General features: G+C 70.5%; 17 protein-coding genes. 13 read left to right on the top strand and 4 right to left on the bottom strand.

Features of this window, described 5'->3' with window-relative positions; genetic code table 11:
- The first annotated feature begins 53 nt into the window (after positions 1 to 53).
- From gatC to JIAGA_RS0108855, 8 genes are all read left to right on the top strand, one after another.
- The gene (gatC, locus tag JIAGA_RS0108820) at positions 54 to 353 is read left to right on the top strand and encodes an Asp-tRNA(Asn)/Glu-tRNA(Gln) amidotransferase subunit GatC (protein WP_026875374.1); all 300 of its coding nucleotides are present in this window, start codon (positions 54 to 56) and stop codon (positions 351 to 353) included.
- Positions 350 to 1,909 (top strand): Asp-tRNA(Asn)/Glu-tRNA(Gln) amidotransferase subunit GatA, encoded by a 1,560-nt coding sequence (gatA, locus tag JIAGA_RS28545; protein ID WP_051425885.1) that lies wholly within the window; start codon positions 350 to 352, stop codon positions 1,907 to 1,909. Before gatC ends, gatA begins: the two co-directional genes overlap by 4 nt.
- On the top strand, positions 1,906 to 2,124 hold the full coding sequence (locus JIAGA_RS28550; protein ID WP_035812297.1) for a hypothetical protein: 219 nt from the start codon (positions 1,906 to 1,908) through the stop codon (positions 2,122 to 2,124). Before gatA ends, JIAGA_RS28550 begins: the two co-directional genes overlap by 4 nt.
- Positions 2,125 to 3,624, top strand: coding sequence for an Asp-tRNA(Asn)/Glu-tRNA(Gln) amidotransferase subunit GatB (gene gatB / locus JIAGA_RS0108835; RefSeq protein ID WP_026875375.1), 1,500 nt, complete (start codon positions 2,125 to 2,127; stop codon positions 3,622 to 3,624).
- 80 nt (positions 3,625 to 3,704) lie between these two features.
- The gene (locus JIAGA_RS28555) at positions 3,705 to 4,436 is read left to right on the top strand and encodes a M50 family metallopeptidase (RefSeq protein WP_051425886.1); all 732 of its coding nucleotides are present in this window, start codon (positions 3,705 to 3,707) and stop codon (positions 4,434 to 4,436) included.
- A gap of 90 nt (positions 4,437 to 4,526) precedes the next feature.
- Entirely contained in the window at positions 4,527 to 5,618 is a 1,092-nt protein-coding gene (locus JIAGA_RS0108845) for an FAD-dependent oxidoreductase (protein WP_051426625.1), read from the top strand.
- A 29-nt stretch (positions 5,619 to 5,647) separates the two neighbouring features.
- Positions 5,648 to 6,490: an LLM class F420-dependent oxidoreductase gene (locus JIAGA_RS0108850; protein ID WP_051425887.1), complete on the top strand. Its 843-nt coding sequence runs from the start codon at positions 5,648 to 5,650 to the stop codon at positions 6,488 to 6,490.
- Positions 6,487 to 7,320: a helix-turn-helix transcriptional regulator gene (locus JIAGA_RS0108855; protein WP_026875378.1), complete on the top strand. Its 834-nt coding sequence runs from the start codon at positions 6,487 to 6,489 to the stop codon at positions 7,318 to 7,320. The genes JIAGA_RS0108850 and JIAGA_RS0108855 overlap by 4 nt, the downstream gene beginning before the upstream one ends.
- Here the strand turns inward: JIAGA_RS0108855 and JIAGA_RS0108860 are convergent.
- Positions 7,304 to 7,984 (bottom strand): NADPH-dependent F420 reductase, encoded by a 681-nt coding sequence (locus tag JIAGA_RS0108860; protein WP_026875379.1) that lies wholly within the window; start codon positions 7,982 to 7,984, stop codon positions 7,304 to 7,306. The genes JIAGA_RS0108855 and JIAGA_RS0108860 overlap by 17 nt on opposite strands.
- A gap of 174 nt (positions 7,985 to 8,158) precedes the next feature.
- Here JIAGA_RS0108860 and JIAGA_RS0108865 point away from each other — a divergent pair, with 174 nt between their 5' ends.
- The 3 genes from JIAGA_RS0108865 (at position 8,159) to JIAGA_RS0108875 (ending at position 10,633) form a co-directional block, all read left to right on the top strand.
- A complete protein-coding gene (locus JIAGA_RS0108865; RefSeq protein ID WP_157552915.1) occupies positions 8,159 to 8,551 on the top strand; it encodes a hypothetical protein in 393 nt (130 codons plus the stop codon).
- 490 nt (positions 8,552 to 9,041) lie between these two features.
- Positions 9,042 to 9,683 (top strand): hypothetical protein, encoded by a 642-nt coding sequence (locus JIAGA_RS0108870; RefSeq protein WP_157552918.1) that lies wholly within the window; start codon positions 9,042 to 9,044, stop codon positions 9,681 to 9,683.
- Positions 9,684 to 10,087: 404 nt separating this feature from the next.
- Positions 10,088 to 10,633, top strand: a complete 546-nt coding sequence (locus JIAGA_RS0108875) for a hypothetical protein (protein WP_051425888.1) — start codon at positions 10,088 to 10,090, stop codon at positions 10,631 to 10,633.
- Positions 10,634 to 10,736: 103 nt separating this feature from the next.
- Here JIAGA_RS0108875 and JIAGA_RS0108880 read toward each other — a convergent pair whose 3' ends face one another.
- Both JIAGA_RS0108880 and JIAGA_RS0108885 read right to left on the bottom strand, forming a co-directional pair.
- Positions 10,737 to 11,549, bottom strand: coding sequence for a DUF4097 family beta strand repeat-containing protein (locus tag JIAGA_RS0108880; RefSeq protein WP_026875383.1), 813 nt, complete (start codon positions 11,547 to 11,549; stop codon positions 10,737 to 10,739).
- Between the two features lie 154 nt (positions 11,550 to 11,703).
- Complete coding sequence (locus tag JIAGA_RS0108885; protein WP_026875384.1) at positions 11,704 to 12,861, bottom strand: PQQ-dependent sugar dehydrogenase; 1,158 nt, start codon at positions 12,859 to 12,861, stop codon at positions 11,704 to 11,706.
- 40 nt (positions 12,862 to 12,901) lie between these two features.
- Between JIAGA_RS0108885 and JIAGA_RS0108890 the strand changes: the two genes are divergently transcribed.
- Both JIAGA_RS0108890 and JIAGA_RS0108895 read left to right on the top strand, forming a co-directional pair.
- Positions 12,902 to 13,873, top strand: a complete 972-nt coding sequence (locus tag JIAGA_RS0108890; protein WP_026875385.1) for a 2-hydroxyacid dehydrogenase — start codon at positions 12,902 to 12,904, stop codon at positions 13,871 to 13,873.
- Positions 13,874 to 13,923: 50 nt separating this feature from the next.
- Positions 13,924 to 15,015, top strand: coding sequence for a WD40/YVTN/BNR-like repeat-containing protein (locus JIAGA_RS0108895; RefSeq protein ID WP_211239580.1), 1,092 nt, complete (start codon positions 13,924 to 13,926; stop codon positions 15,013 to 15,015).
- Positions 15,016 to 15,072: 57 nt separating this feature from the next.
- On the opposite strand, the gene JIAGA_RS34440 is transcribed toward JIAGA_RS0108895, so the two are convergent.
- Positions 15,073 to 15,222, bottom strand: a complete 150-nt coding sequence (locus tag JIAGA_RS34440) for a hypothetical protein (protein ID WP_157552921.1) — start codon at positions 15,220 to 15,222, stop codon at positions 15,073 to 15,075.
- Between the last annotated feature and the right edge of the window lie 194 nt (positions 15,223 to 15,416).

Raw genomic sequence — 15,416 nt, forward strand, 5'->3', positions numbered from 1 at the left:
GTCGCGTCGCGCGGCCGCCGCACAGCTCCGACCACGGAGGAGTACCGCCCATCATGCCCTCGATCAGCCGCGAGGAAGCCGCGCACCTGGCGCGGCTGGCTCGCCTCGATCTCGCTCCCGACGAGCTCGACCATCTGGCCGGCCAGCTCGACCAGATCCTCGGCGCGGTGGCACAGGTGACCGAGGTCGCGGCCGACGACATCCCGCCCACGTCGCACGCTCTCCCGCTGACCAACGTGTTCCGCGAGGACGAGCCGCGCCCGTGCCTGTCCGCCGACGCCGCACTGGCCGGCGCCCCGGCCGCGGAAGACGGCCGGTTCCGGGTGCCGCAGATCCTGGGGGAGGAAGCATGACCCTCACCCGCAGGACCGCCGCCGAGCTTGCCGCGGACATCAGGTCCGGCGAGGTCAGCGCCGTCGAGGTCACCCGCGAGCACCTGGACCGCATCGCCGAGGTCGACGGCACGGCCGAGTCCGGCGTCCACGCGTTCCTGCACGTCGACGCCGACAGCGCGCTCGCCGCGGCCGCCGTCGTCGACCAGAAGCGCGCCGCCGGCGACGATCTCGGCCCGCTGGCCGGCGTGCCGCTGGCGCTGAAGGACGTCATCACCACCGCCGACATGCCCACCACGGCCGGCTCGAAGATCCTCGACGGGTGGCGCCCGCCGTACGACGCCACCGTCACCCGGCGGCTGCGCGAGGCCGGCATCGTCATCCTCGGCAAGACCAACCTCGACGAGTTCGCCATGGGCTCGTCGACCGAGAACTCCGCGTACGGGCCCACCCGCAACCCGTGGGACCTCACCCGCATCCCGGGCGGCTCCGGCGGCGGGTCGGCGGCCGCGCTGGCCGCGTTCGAGGCACCGCTGGCCATCGGCACCGACACCGGCGGCTCCATCCGCCAGCCGGCCGCCGTCACCGGCACGGTCGGCGTCAAGCCCACCTACGGCGGGGTCAGCCGGTACGGCCTCATCGCCTGCGCGTCCAGCCTCGACCAGGCCGGACCGTGTGCGCGGACGGTGCTCGACGCCGCCCTGCTGCACAGTGTCATCGCCGGCCACGACCCGCTCGACTCCACCAGCATCGACCAGCCGGTGCCCGACGTCGTCGCCGCCGCCCGCCGGGGCGCCGAGGGCGACCTCACCGGCCTGCGGGTCGGCGTGGTCAAGGAACTCGGCGGCGAGGGCTACCAGGCCGGTGTCGAGAACCGCTTCAACGAGGCAGTCGAGCTGCTGTCCAAGCTGGGCGCCGAGGTCGTCGAGGTGTCCTGCCCGCACTTCGCCTACGCGCTGCCCGCCTACTACCTGATCCTGCCCAGTGAGGTGTCCTCCAACCTGGCCCGCTTCGACGCCATGCGGTTCGGGCTGCGAGTCGGCGACGACGGCGCCCGCAGCGCCGAGGAGGTCATGAACCTGACCCGCGGCGCCGGGTTCGGGGCCGAGGCCAAGCGGCGCATCATGCTCGGCACGTACGCGCTGTCGTCGGGCTACTACGACGCCTACTACGGCCAGGCACAGAAGGTGCGCACCCTCGTCGCCCGCGACTTCGACGCCGCGTTCGCGCAGGTCGACGTGCTGGTGTCGCCGACGACGCCCACCACGGCGTTCCCGATCGGCGAGCGCGTCGACGACCCCCTCGCCATGTACAAGAACGACCTGTGCACCATCCCCAGCAACCTCGCCGGCAACGCGTCGGCGTCGTTCCCGTGCGGCCTGGCCGACGAGGACGGCCTGCCGGTCGGCCTGCACGTCATGGCACCGGTGCTGGCCGACGACCGGCTCTACCGGGTCGGCGCGGCGGTCGAGCAGGCATACGCCGCGCAGTGGGGGGGAACGTTGCTGGAGAAGGCGCCCGCGTTGGAGGGGCGACGGCCGCAGAGCGCAACGGTGGAGAGGGGCTACAAATCGTGAACGTCAAGTACCTGGCCAAGTTCGGTGGCAGCGCGCTCGGGGCAGCCGGTGCCATGCGCAGCCTCACCAAGGCACGCCGCGAGAACGACAAGCTGCGCATGATCGACGCCGTTCTCAGCGTCCTCTCCGTCGCCGTCACCATCGCGATCGTGGTGCGTGAGCTGCGCGAGGAACAGGGCAAGAACTCCCGCGCGATCGACCTCGAGGACCACTAGATGACCGTCGCCACCGCCCTCCCGACCTTCGACGAGGCCATCGCCACGTTCGAGCCCGTCATGGGCATGGAGGTCCACGTCGAGCTGGGCACCGCCACCAAGATGTTCTGCGGCTGCTCGACGCAGTTCGGCGCCGAGCCGAACTCGCAGGTGTGCCCCGTCTGTCTCGGCCTGCCCGGCTCGCTGCCCGTGGTGAACCGGGTGGCCGTCGAGTCCGCCATCCGCATCGGGCTGGCGCTGAACTGCAGCATCGCCGAATGGTGCCGGTTCGCCCGGAAGAACTACTTCTACCCGGACATGCCGAAGAACTACCAGGTCTCCCAGTACGACGAGCCGATCGCGTTCGACGGCTGGCTGGACGTCACGGCCGAGGGCGAGACGCATCGCATCGGCATCGAGCGCGCGCACATGGAGGAGGACACCGGCAAGTCGCTGCACGTCGGCGGCGTCACCGGGCGCATCCACGGTGCCAGCCACTCGCTGCTCGACTACAACCGCTCCGGCATCCCGCTGATCGAGATCGTCACCAAGCCGATCGAGGTCCCGCCGGCGGTCGCACCCGCCGTCGCCCGCGCGTACGTCACCGAGTTGCGTGAACTGATCAAGGCGCTCGGTGTCTCCGAGGCCCGCATGGAGCTGGGCCAGCTGCGCTGCGACGCCAACGTGTCGCTGCGCCGGCCGGGCGACCCGTACGGCACCCGCACCGAGACGAAGAACGTCAACTCGCTGCGGTCGGTCGAGCGGGCGGTCACCTACGAGATCCGCCGCCAGGCATCGGTGCTGGGTGACGGCGGCGTCATCATTCAGGAAACCCGGCACTGGCACGAGGACACCGGCGAGACCACCTCGGGCCGGGTCAAGGAGGAAGCCGAGGACTACCGGTACTTCCCCGAGCCCGATCTGGTGCCGGTGGCGCCGTCCCGGGAGTGGGTCGAGCAACTGCGCGAGACCCTGCCGGAGCCGCCGGCCGCCCGCCGGGCACGGCTGCAGGCCGAGTGGGGCTTCACCGACCTGGAGATGCGCGACGTCGTCAACGCGGGCGCGCTCGTGCTGGTCGCGGCCACCGTCGAGGCGGGCGCGTCCGCGGGCGGCGCCAAGAAGTGGTGGCTCGGTGAGATCGCCCGGGTGGCCAACGAACGCGGCGTCGCGATCGAGGAAGCCGGCATCGCGCCGGCCGACGTCGCCCGGGTCGAGGCGCTGGTGGCAGAGGGCTCGCTGAACGACAAGCTGGCCCGCCAGGTGGTCGAGGGCGTCCTGGCCGGCGAGGGCGGGCCGGACGCCGTCGTCGAGGCGCGCGGCCTCGTGCTGGTCAACGACGACGCCGCGCTCGGTGCCGCCGTCGACGACGCCATCGCCGCGCAGCCGGACGTCGCGGAGAAGATCCGCGGCGGCAACCTCGGCGCCGTCGGTGCGCTGATCGGTGCGGTCATGAAGACCACCCGCGGCCAGGCCGACGCCAAACGTGCCCGCGAGCTCATCCTGGAGCGGCTCTCCTCCTGACCCGTGGGAAATGATCACGTTCGGCATGGGTGCTCCCGCTCCACCAGGAATGCTTGCCTCCTGAGGCGGGAGAACGCATAGTGACCGGCTCCGTCGACGGCGTCCGCGACTGGTTCGCCGAGGTCCGGGTCGACGAGACCGTCGCCACCTTGCCGTCGGCGACGGTGCTCGGCTTCGCACTCGCCGGGGTGGCGGTCGCGGTCTACGGCCCGACCTGGCGGTTCGCCGGCTACCCGGTCACCATCGTGCACGAGCTGGGCCACGTCGTCGCCGCGATGACCGCCGGCTTCCGGCTGCGCGGGGTGACGGTGCGTGGCGACCTGTCCGGTGCCACGAACTTCTGGTCGCACAGCGTCCCCGGCACCCTGTGGACCATGTGGTGGGGCTACCCGGCGCCCGCGGTGGTCGGCTGGGCGCTGGTCTGGGCCGCCACCCACGGCTGGTCCCGCCTGGCGTTGGCGGTACTGGTCGCGTGCCTGGCGCTGGTGTTCCTGCTGTCGCGCAGCTGGCTCACCGTCGCCGTGGTGCTGACGACGGGGGTGGCGTTCGGCCTGGTCGGGTGGTACGGGTCGGCCTGGCTGTGCACGGTGGTGGTGTTCGCGTTCGCGTGGCTGCTGACGGTGGGAGCCGTGCGGGGGCTGTGGGCGGTGGTGCGGGCGCACACCAGCGGCCGCGGCGTCGAGATGTCCGACGCATACCTCATGGCACAGCGGACGGTGCTGCCCGGCGGCCTGTGGCTGTTCACGTTCGCCCTGGTCATCGGGGCGTGCGCGTGGTTCAACGTGATGTCGGTGGTCGACGCCGTGTCGTGATCCGCGTTGATCTTGGACTTCTGGCGGAATCTATCGGACATTTCGCCCTACGATTGCGCCGTTGCTCCAAGATCAACGCTGGTGGGATGGATGGCGCGAGCTTCCGTCGTTGTTGGCCATGACGTGGACGTGGATGTCGTTGTGATCGGGGCCGGGCAGGCGGGGCTCTCCACGGCCTACCACCTGCGGCGGCTGGGCGTGGACTTCGTCGTGCTCGACGGTGCGTCCCGGCCGGGCGGCGCGTGGACCGAGCGGCCGCCGACCCTCACGATGGCCAAGGTGCACGGCGTGTTCGACCTGCCCGGCGCGACCATGTCGCCGTCGTCGCCGTCTGCGCCAGCCTCGGACGTCGTCGGGCAGCACTACGCGGAGTACGAGCGGCGCTTCGAGCTGCCGGTCCTGCGACCGGTCCCGGTGCTGGCTGTCCGGTCGGCGGGGGAGCGGCTGGACGTGTCGACGCCGGCCGGCACCTGGCTGGCGCGGGCCGTCGTGAACGCGACCGGTACCTGGACCCGTCCGTACTGGCCGTCGTATCCGGGCGCGTCGAGTTTCGCCGGCCGGCAGTTGCACTCCGCATCGTACCGGGGACCGTCGCCGTTCACGGGCCGGCGGGTCGTCGTCGTCGGCGGCGGCAACTCGGCCACGCACATCCTCTCCGAACTCGGCGACGTCGCGGCCGAGGTCACCTGGGTGACCCGCCGGCCGCCGGAGTTCCGCGACGGCGAGTTCACCGAGGACGTCGGCCGCTCCGTGATCGCCGAGGTCGACGCCCGCGTCCGGGCCGGCCTGCCACCGCGCAGCGTTGTCAGCGTCACCGGCCTCGCCTACACGACGGTGGTCCGCGAGGCGCTGGCCAAGGGTGTGCTGAACCGGCGGCCCATGTTCACAGTGATCCGGCCGGACGGCGTCGTGTTCGCCGACGGCACGGTGATCGCGGCCGACGACATCATCTGGGCGACCGGGTTCCGGCCGGCACTGGGACACCTGGCACCGCTCGGGCTGCGTGAACCGGGTGGCGGGATCCGGATGGACGGCACCCGGGTCGTCGCCGACCCCCGCGTCCACCTCGTCGGCTACGGCCCGTCCGCCAGCACCGTCGGCGCCAACCGGGCCGGCCGGGCGGCGGCACGGGAGCTCAGGCGGTTCCTGGGCGAACCGTCGTTGCTCGCCTCGGCCAGCTGACAGCGCGCCGGCGTGCTTGACTTGGCGTCGTGCGCTACGGACTGAAGCTGAGCCAGCTAGCACCCCTCGACGAGTTCCGCGCCGTCTGGCGGGTCGCCGACGACGCCGGGTTCGACCACTGCTGGAACATGGACCATTTCGCCACCATCGGCGACGACGCGGCCGGCGACATCTTCGACGCCTGGACCATGCTGGCCGCGATGGCCGAGTCGACCACCAGGGTGCGGATCGGGTGCATGGTCACCGGTAACACGTACCGCCACCCCGGCGTCCTCGCCAAGATCGCCACCACAGTCGACCATCTGTCCGGCGGACGGCTGGAGTTCGGGCTCGGCGCCGCCTGGGCCGAGAACGAGCACACCATGCTCGGCCTGCAGTTCGGCACCGTGGGGGAGCGGCTGGACCGGCTGGAGGAAGCGTGCCAGCTGATCAGGTCGCTGTGGACGCAGCCGCGCACCACCTTCGAGGGCCGGCACTATCAGCTGCACGACGCCGTCGCCGAGCCGAAACCCGTCCAGCGCCCGCACCCGCCCGTCTGGATCGGCGGCAGCGGCCGCAAGCGGACCCTCCGGATCGCGGCGCAGTACGCCGACGCCTGGAACGCCACCGGCGTCTCGGCGGCCGAGTTCGCCGACCTCTCCGGCGTCCTCGACCAGCACTGCGCCGACGTCGGCCGCGACCCCGCCACCATCCGCCGCACCGTCCAACTGCGGCTGCCCGCCGCGGCCGACGACCTGCTGTCCCAGGTCGAGGAGTACGCCCGCGCCGGCGTCGACGACATCGTCCTCGTCACGCACCCCGGCACCGCCGAGGCCGACGCGTCCCGAGCCGCCGAGCTACTGCCCCGCCTGCGCGAGATCGGCCCCGGATGACCGCATCTGCGCCGTGGAGCCCGGCCGGCCTCTCCGACGTCGTCCTCCTGGACGGACCAGCGCAGAGCTACCGAGGCAACGTTCACCGCGAGCTGAAGGTCATGGTGACCGACCAGCCGTACGAGATCACCCGGCGCGACGCGACCCACCTCGTCCCCGCGGGCGCGCTCGTCGCGTTGCACGCCGACGAGGCACACTCCGGCCGGCCTACCGAGTCGCCGCCCGGACGGTGGCGCATCATCTGCGTCCCGCCGGCCGTCGTGGCGGAGGCCGCGGGTGGTTCGGGGCTACGGTTCGATCCGCCGGTCGTCGACGATGCCGGGCTCGCCGGGCTGTTCGCGGCGGTCTTCGACCTGATGACGCAGCCGGTGCCGGCCGGCGAACGGCGTCAGGCGCTGGTCGAGCTGGTGGCGGCGTTGGTACCGCACTCCAGCGACGACCTCATGGGGTCAGGAGATGCGGGACCGGCCGATGCCGCCGTCGACAAGCTGAGGCTGCACCTGGAGCAGAACCGGTCCCGCAACGTGTCACTCGACGAACTCGCGGACCTGGTCGGCATGAGCAAGTACCGGATGGTACGTGCCTGCACCGCCCGCTTCGGCGCCGCGCCGCATGCGCTGCACCTGCAGTTGCGGCTCGACCTGGCACGCGAGCTCATCCGTCGCGGCCACCCGCTGGTGGACGTCGCGCTGGTCACCGGCTTCCACGACCAGCCGCACTTCGGCCGGACGTTCGCACGCGCCTACGGGCAGACACCGTCGCAGTACCGGGCGGCGTGGTCCGGCGACGACGCCCCCAAGCGGGCCGTCGACGTCAGCGAACCACTTTGATGTTGAACCTGGGGCTGCCCACCGCACCCCACAGCCGCAGCCAGAACGCCACATACATTTCCGCGCCCCGCGCCGTCGCGATGTCACCGAGATCGATCACGTCGGTGTGCCCGAAGCTACGCAGCAGTTCCGTGACGCGGGCCTTCGCGTCGGCGTCGTCGCCGGACACGAACACGGAGTGGTCGCCGCCGGCCAGCTGAGCGGGGTTCGCCATCAACGACGCGTTCATCGTGTTCAACGTCTTGACCACATGCGCCGTCGGATGGGCCCGCTGGATCCGCTCGGCAAGCGAGTCGTCGTCCTTGACGAAGAGCGTCGGCGCCGCGCCGGCGGAGAAGTCGAGCGGGTTGGAGATGTCGACGATCGTCTTGCCGGACAGATTCTCCGCACCGGCCGAGGCCAGGACGTCGAGCGCGGTCGCGCCGTTGCCGGCGAGCACCACGAACTCGTCCGCCGCCTCCGCCGCGTCGGCGAAGGTGCCCAGCCGAAGGTTCGAGTGCGAATCGAGCCAGACCGAGAACGGCGCGCCGCTGGCGTCCGGGTCGGTCCGCACCTTGGTGGCATCCGGGTCCCTGGTCCCGACGACGACGTCATGACCCAGCTCGCCGAGCCGCCCAGCGATGGCCCGGCCGACCATCCCGGTGCCGAGAACCGCACATGGCATGTGATCGATGTCCTTCCCTGAGGTGTCAGGTCGAATCTTCACCGGCCGTGGGCAGGCTGTCTTGTAAGAACTTGCCTGAGCTGGCGTGGAATGGTGCCGGAGAGGCGCTGGGCCGCGGCGGAACCGCGGCGGCGCGGGTACGGTGGATCACACGCATTGTGGGAGGTGAGCGCCGTGAGCGCCTTCACCGTGGAGTTCGACAACAGTCCCGGCCGGCTGGCCGCCCTGTGCGAGCTGATGGCTGAGCGCGGCATCAACCTGGTCATTTGCGGCGTCACCCACGGCGACACCGGCACCGTCGCGTTCATCGCCGACGACGAAGCCGCCGCCCGGTCCGCCCTCCAGGACGCCGACCTTGCCGCCACCGAACGACCAGCGCTCACCGTGCGGCTGAAGAACACCCCCGGTGCCGGCGCCCAACTCTTCCGCCGGCTCGCCGACGCCGGCGTGAACGTCGACGTGTTCCTGCCCATTCACGTCGCCGACACGCAGTTCATGGCCGTGCTCTGCGTCGACGACATCGAGACGGCCCGCACGGCGTTGGGCACCCAGATCGTGTCGCGGTGACGCGGTTCGGGAGCTCGGTGCGTGCGCGGCACGGGAGCAGTGACCTTCCGCAGCGGCTTGGCCATGCATCGCGCGTCGCGGTGCGCGTCGTGAAGCTCGCGGCGTCGGATACCGCCCAGGCGAATACCCTCGGGTGCGAGCTCCGACGACGCTAGACGTGGAGGTCATGGGGTAGTGGAGGCGGACGTGGACGTCCGGCAGCCATGATCATCAACGATCCGGCACATCACTAGGCGTTCTCCCGCTGCACCACGCCAACATCCCTGGTGGTGCGGGAGAACGCCCAGTGTCGTCCGCGACTTCCCCTGATGACGACCGCCGCGGCGGCCGGCCCATCGCGCAAACTCGTGGCCGTCACGATTGGTGATCTGTTGCCACCTACAGAGGGTGACAGGAACGTTTCGCCGAGTCCGATGCGCCGTCCGGCAGCCGCGTCATAAGATCATCGGCTCGGTTCTGCACGGACGACAGCCGCTGGGAGACGCACGGAATGACGCGACGAGTACGGTCGGTCCTCGCCTCGGCGATGGCTGTGGTGGTGATGATGGCTGCCGGGTGCGGCGGCACCGACGAACCCGCCGACGACGAGACGTCCTCGGTCCCGGTATCGACGGAGCCCGCGCTGACCGCCCCGCCCACGGTCACGCCGGAGGAACAGGCAGAAGCCGAGATCCTCGCAACCTTCGAAGACCTCATCGCCTCATGGGACGAGTTCAAGGCGAACGCAAGCGATTACGACACCTTCGAAGGTTGGAACGTAGCGCTGGTCGAGCAATGGCCTGTCGAGAGAAGTGCCAGTGCGGATCTGGCCAATTGGATTGCCTACTGGAAGGCGTCAGCGATCGAGCAGATCGGATACGCGGACGTCGCTAGGCATGACGTGACGAGCTTACGCATGGATGTCTCAGATTCAGGAGTGCACGACGCAGAATCATGGGCCTGTCTTGACATGAGCGCGTTAACGTACGTCTCATACGACGGAGAGGCGGCGGAAATTCCTGTGGCGCCGGCTCTGCACCAAACCTGGGACATGGTCTGGGTCTATTCGCCCGTTGCTGAGCCGGACTTCGGAATAGAGGCGCCCGGCTGGTACCTGCAGAAGATCACAGTCTCAATAGATGAACCATGTTAAGAGCGCGCGTGACTCTAGGGCTGTTTTGGCTGCCCGTGCTGCTACTTATGGAGGCAACAGCGTCGGGGGCGGAGATCTCCTGCCCGCCCGGGACCTCTTGGAACGGTGGTTTCTGTCAAGAGAATGAGGTTCCTGACAGTGACATCGATAGCGGGTGTAGCCAGAACCATCCGACCCTTTCCAATATCCCGTGCAGTATTGGTGAGTACCAATATAGTGCTGCACAAGACAGTTTCCTTCGTCCGCTTCGCCCGACCGAGAACGAGCGCTACCGGCCACCCGAGGGTGACCTCAGTCATCTGGGCCACTGGACGGGACCTGCCAATCAAGGTTGGATATTTGAGTGGCGCAAGCTTGCTGCCGTCTGGGGCGCCGGCACATACGCATGGGGTGCGTATGGGTTGATGTGGCTGGCCGACGCGCCTGGCACCGACCAACCGGTGGTCGACCCGGAGGCGGTCGCGCAGTCGATCCTCGACGGCATGGAACGCCGGCCGGTCGAGATCGGGATGGCGCCGGCTCCGCTCGACGCCGACTCGGACAGCATGGGCCTGGTCGGCGCGCCGGTGTGGATGTGGGTGGCCGATGCCGGGCCGACCACCTGGGGGCCGTTGGAGGAGTCCGCCACCGTCGGTGGCGTCACCGTGACCGTCACGGCGAGGGTCGAGCACGTCCGCTGGAGCATGGGCGACGGCGCCGAGATCACCTGCACCACCCCGGGTGAGCCGTACCGGACCAGCTACGGGGTCCGCGACTCACCGAGCTGCGGCCACCGGTACGAACGCACCAGCCGCGGCCAGCCGGGTACCGCCTACGAGGTCAGCGCCACCACCACGTGGACAGCGCAGTGGAGCGCCTCGACCGGCGTCTCCGGCGCGCTGGACGCCGGTTCGCTCACGTCGACGGCCCATGTGCGCATCGGTGAGCGTCAGGTGATCGAAGTCGGCTGACGGCGCCGTCGCCCCATGATCATCCAGAGTTGACCCGGTCAGGGCCGGGTGAAGTCTGGATGATCATGGGAGCCACGCCGAGCCACGCCGAGCCACCCCACCCTCACTGCCGGATGCCGGTCACCAGGACACTTCCGGCGCTGGAGAACGCCCTGATCTCGTGCCGGGCTCCGGACACGGTCGGCACCTCCACTCGGGCGTCGCCGATGCTGGAGTCGGTCTCCACGTCGTAGCGGACGTCGTCGGGGACCTCCACGGTGACGTCGCCGGCGCTGGACTCGGCGTCGAGCGACGTCGGCGCGCTGGTCGCGGAGACGTACACCGGTCCGGCGCTCGACGTGGCCTTGACCACGGACCCGTCCACGCCGTTCAGGTCGACTGAGCCGGCCGCCGAGTGGGCGGTGATCGGTCCGTGATGGTCGGTCACCTGCACGTCGCCCGCGCTGGATTCCAGTACTGCCTCCGCGTGCAACCCCGACACCGACAGGGTTCCCGCCGACACCTCCGCCACGACGACGGCGTCGGCCGGCACGGTGATCGTCACGTCGGACTGGCACCACAGGCCCAGGAACACGCCGGAGTCGCAGCCGCCGGTCACCGTCAACGTCGACCCGCTCACAGCGTCCTCGATGCCGCCGTCGCGCATCCACCCCGACCGCGCCGAGAAGCCCAGGCTCGTCTCGCCGTTCTGCGACCCGACGATCTGGACCCGCCCCGACGCCACCGTCACCTCGACCCGGGTGATGGATTCGGACAAGGTGACGGTTTCGCTGGAGTGGGTGACCCAGTACAGGGCGGTCAGGCCCGCGAACCCGACGGCGACGACAGCAGCCACCGACAGGCCGCGTCGCACCGGCCGGCCGACCGCACGTTCGACAGCTCGCCGGATCGGTCTCGCCCCTGCGTCGTTGACCATGCCGCCTACGTTAGGTCCGGACGCCCGTCCCGCGGTTCCGACTCGATGACGAACGCCCCCTGATTCCGCGACCAGGGTCCACCCTGACCCCGGACGCCCGAAGCGCGCCCGCCCAGGCCGCGACCGCCGGCCCAGACCCCGACCGCCGCCCCGGCTACGGCGACAGTGTCAGCCGGAGGATCCTGTCGTCACCGGCCTGCGGTTCGCCGCGCCCGTCGGTGTTGTTGGTCAGCACCCACAGGGTCCCGTCGGGGGCGACGACGACGTCCCGCAGCCGCCCGTAGTCCTCCACGAACGCCACCGGAGTGCCGGCCGTGCCATCGACGTACGGCACCTGCCACAGCCGCTCGCCACGCAGTGCGGCGACGAAGAAGGTGTCGCGGACGTAGGCCAGCCCGCTCGGCGACGCCTCGGAGGTGGGGCGCCATTCGACGACGGGGTCGACGTACTCGTCGCCGTCCGCGATCCCCTCCACGAACGGCCAGCCGTAGTTCGCGCCGGGCTCGATGCGGTTGAGTTCGTCGGCGGCGCGGTCGCCGAACTCGGACGCCCACAGTTGGCCGTCGTCGTCGAAGGTGAGGCCTTCGATGTTTCGGTGGCCGTATGACCAGACCGGGGAGCCGGGGAAGGGGTTGTCGGGCGGCACCTCACCGGCTGGGGTGATGCGCAGGACCTTGCCGCCGAGGCTCTCGAGGTCCTGGGCGTCGTCGGGGTTGCCGCTCTCTCCGGTGGCGACGTAGAGCATGCCGTCGGGTCCGAAGGCGAGCCGGCCGCCGTCGTGCCTGGTGCCGGCGGGGATGCCGTCGAGCACGACCTCGAACGGCCCGAGCGCGCCGTCGGCGTAGGTGGTGCGTTGCACGACGTTCTGCGAACCCATGGTCGCGTACACGTACAGCGTGGTCGGCGACGCCGGGTCGAACGCGATACCCAGCAGGCCGCCCTCGCCTTCGCCGTCGACGCCGGGGACGGGCCCCACCGGGGTGACCGAACCGGTGTCGTCGACCAGCACGATGGTGCCTTCGTCGCGTTGTGTCACCAGCGCGCTGCCGTCGGGCAGGAACGCGATGCTCCACGGCGCGTCCAGGCCCGTGACGATCTCTTCGACGGCGGTCGGGCTGACCGGGCCCGGGTCGGGGACCGGCGACGACGGCGGCGGCGGGCTACCGGTGTCCAGCGACGGAGACGGCGACGACGTCGACGGGGACGGCGACTCCGACCCCTCCGGCCCGCCGGATTCGCCCTCGTCGGTCCCGCCGCAGGCGGCCAGGACGGCGACGGCGGAGACCGTGACGAGTGCTCGTCGGGCGGACATCGCTCCATCGTGACACGGCACGAACGGTAGGTTCGAGAGCATGGTGGACGTACTCATCCCGTACCCGGCGCAGTCGCTCGCGCTGCCCCCCGGCCTCGACGTACACACGTGGGTCGGCGAGTCGACAACCACGTCCGGGCCCGAACTCCTGACCAGCGCCGACACCACCGGCATCCCGGCGCAGGACGTCCTGGACCGGGTCGAGTTCTACGTCATCCCGTACGGCTTCGCGCCGCCGGCCACCAACCTGATCGAGCGGATGCCGAAGCTGCGCGCCGTCCAGACGCTGACCGCCGGCTACGAGCACGTCCTGCCGCACCTGCGCGACGGCCTGACCTTGTGCAACGCGCGGGGCGTGCACGACGCGAGCACCGCCGAGCTGGCCGTGACACTCACGTTGGCGTCGCTGCGTGGCATCCCGGAGTTCGTGCGTGCGGCACCGTCGGGCGAGTGGTTGCAGGCGTGGTATGAGTCGCTGGCCGACAAGACGGTGCTGGTGGTCGGCTACGGTGCGATCGGGCGGGCCATCGAGGCGCGGCTGCGGCCGTTCGAGTGCGACGTGCTGGCGGTCGCGCGCACCGCGCGGGAGGGCGTCGCCGGGTTCGAGTCGTTGCCGGGCCTGCTCGGCCGGGCCGACGTCGTGATCCTGATCTGCCCGCTGACCGACGAGACCCGCGGCATGGTCGACGCGCGGTTCCTGGCCGCGATGCGCGACGGTGCGCTGCTGGTGAACGTGGCGCGCGGGCCGATCGTTCGGACGGACGCGCTGGTCGAGGAGGTGCGCGCGGGCCGGCTGCGCGCCGCCATGGACGTCACCGACCCGGAGCCGCTTCCGCCGGGACATCCGCTGTGGACGTTGCCGGGCGCACTGATCTCGCCGCACGTGGGCGGGCTGTCGTCGGCGTTCCACCCGCGGGCCAAACGGCTCGTCCAGTCGCAATTGACCCGGCTCGCGGCCGGCGAGCCGCTGGCGAACGTCGTCGTCGGCGATCCTGTCGGTGGTGAGGCGTAGCGTGACCTCCTGACAGCATCGAGGCTGCGCACCACGGGAGGCTGCCCGCCATGAACGACGTCCTACTCGCCGTCGGTACCAAGAAGGGTCTGTGGCTGCTGCGCAGTGCAGACCGGCGGACGTGGTCGGTCGACGGCCCGCACTTCTTCATGAACTCGGTGGCCGCCTGCGCCATCGACACCCGGGGCGGTCGCACCCGGCTGCTGGTCGGGGCCAGCAGCTCGCACTGGGGGCCGGGGGTGTCCTGGTCCGACGACCTCGGCGCCGGCTGGACCGAGGCGCACGACGGCAGCGGCATCCGGTTCCCACCGGGCGCCGACGCGTCGGTCGAGGCGGTCTGGCAGTTGCGGCCCGACACCACCGACCGCCCGGGTGTCGTGTGGGCTGGGTCGCAGCCGTCGGCGCTGTGGCGTTCAGACGACAACGGTGAGACGTTCTCGTTGGTGGAATCGTTGTGGAACCATCCGCATCGGCCCACGTGGGAGCCGGGCTTCGGCGGTCAGGCCATCCACACGGTGCTGCCGCATCCGAGGGACGACCAGCGGGTTCTGGTGGCCATGTCCACCGGCGGCGTCTACGTCACCGATGACGCCGGGGCCAGCTGGAACCCGTCGAACACCGGTATCCGCGCCGACTTCCTGCCCGGCGACTCGCCCGAGTACGGCCAGTGCGTGCACAAGGTGTCCAGGGACCCAACGGATCCGAACCGGCTCTACGCACAGAACCACGGCGGCGTCTACCGCTCCGCCGACGGTGGCTCCACGTGGGATTCGATCGCCGACGGGCTGCCCGCCGACTTCGGGTTCCCCGTCGTGGCGCATCCGCACCGCGCCGGCACCGCGTGGGTGGCACCGCTGGTGGCCGACGCTGAACGGATACCGCCGCGGGGGCAGTTGCAGATCTGGCGCACCGATGACGCCGGCGACACCTGGGCCCGTTCGGTCGACGGCCTGCCCGACGACTTCTACGGTGTCGTGCTGCGCGACGCGATGACCGCCGACGACGTCGACGGTGCCGTCGGCGTGTATGTCGGCACCCGCGACGGGTCGGTGTACGCCAGCGCCGACGAAGGGGAGAGCTGGACCGAAGTGATCCGGCACCTGCCCGACGTGCTCTGTGTGCGGGCGGCCGTCCTGCCGTAGGTGGACGCACGACGGGGCCGACCGAAGCCGACCCCGTTCGCTCCCTGCGGCTCGACCTCAGCCGAGCTGATGCAGGGCAACACCCAGAATCGAGGAGATCACCACCGCCGACGGCCAAAGATCCCGCAGGATCTGGCCGATGATCTCGGTGTGCTCACGCAGCTCTCGTAGCCTGCGTAGCGTTCCTCGCCTGTCGTTGTGGTTCACTCGGGCTCCTCCCAAGTTCTGAGGCCACCGAGGGAACCGCGCTAACAGTCCGCCTGGTAGCCCGTCTCCGGACTACGTCGGGCGGATCCCGATGTAGTTAGCCTTTTAGCTTGACATCGGGACAGTCGCGCCGTCAACGGGGTAATCTGGTATCGGTCGGAGAAGGTGCGCTAACACCGATGATCCCGGCTGGG

The organism is Jiangella gansuensis DSM 44835, from assembly GCF_000515395.1.
Classification (GTDB): Bacteria; Actinomycetota; Actinomycetes; order Jiangellales; family Jiangellaceae; genus Jiangella; species Jiangella gansuensis.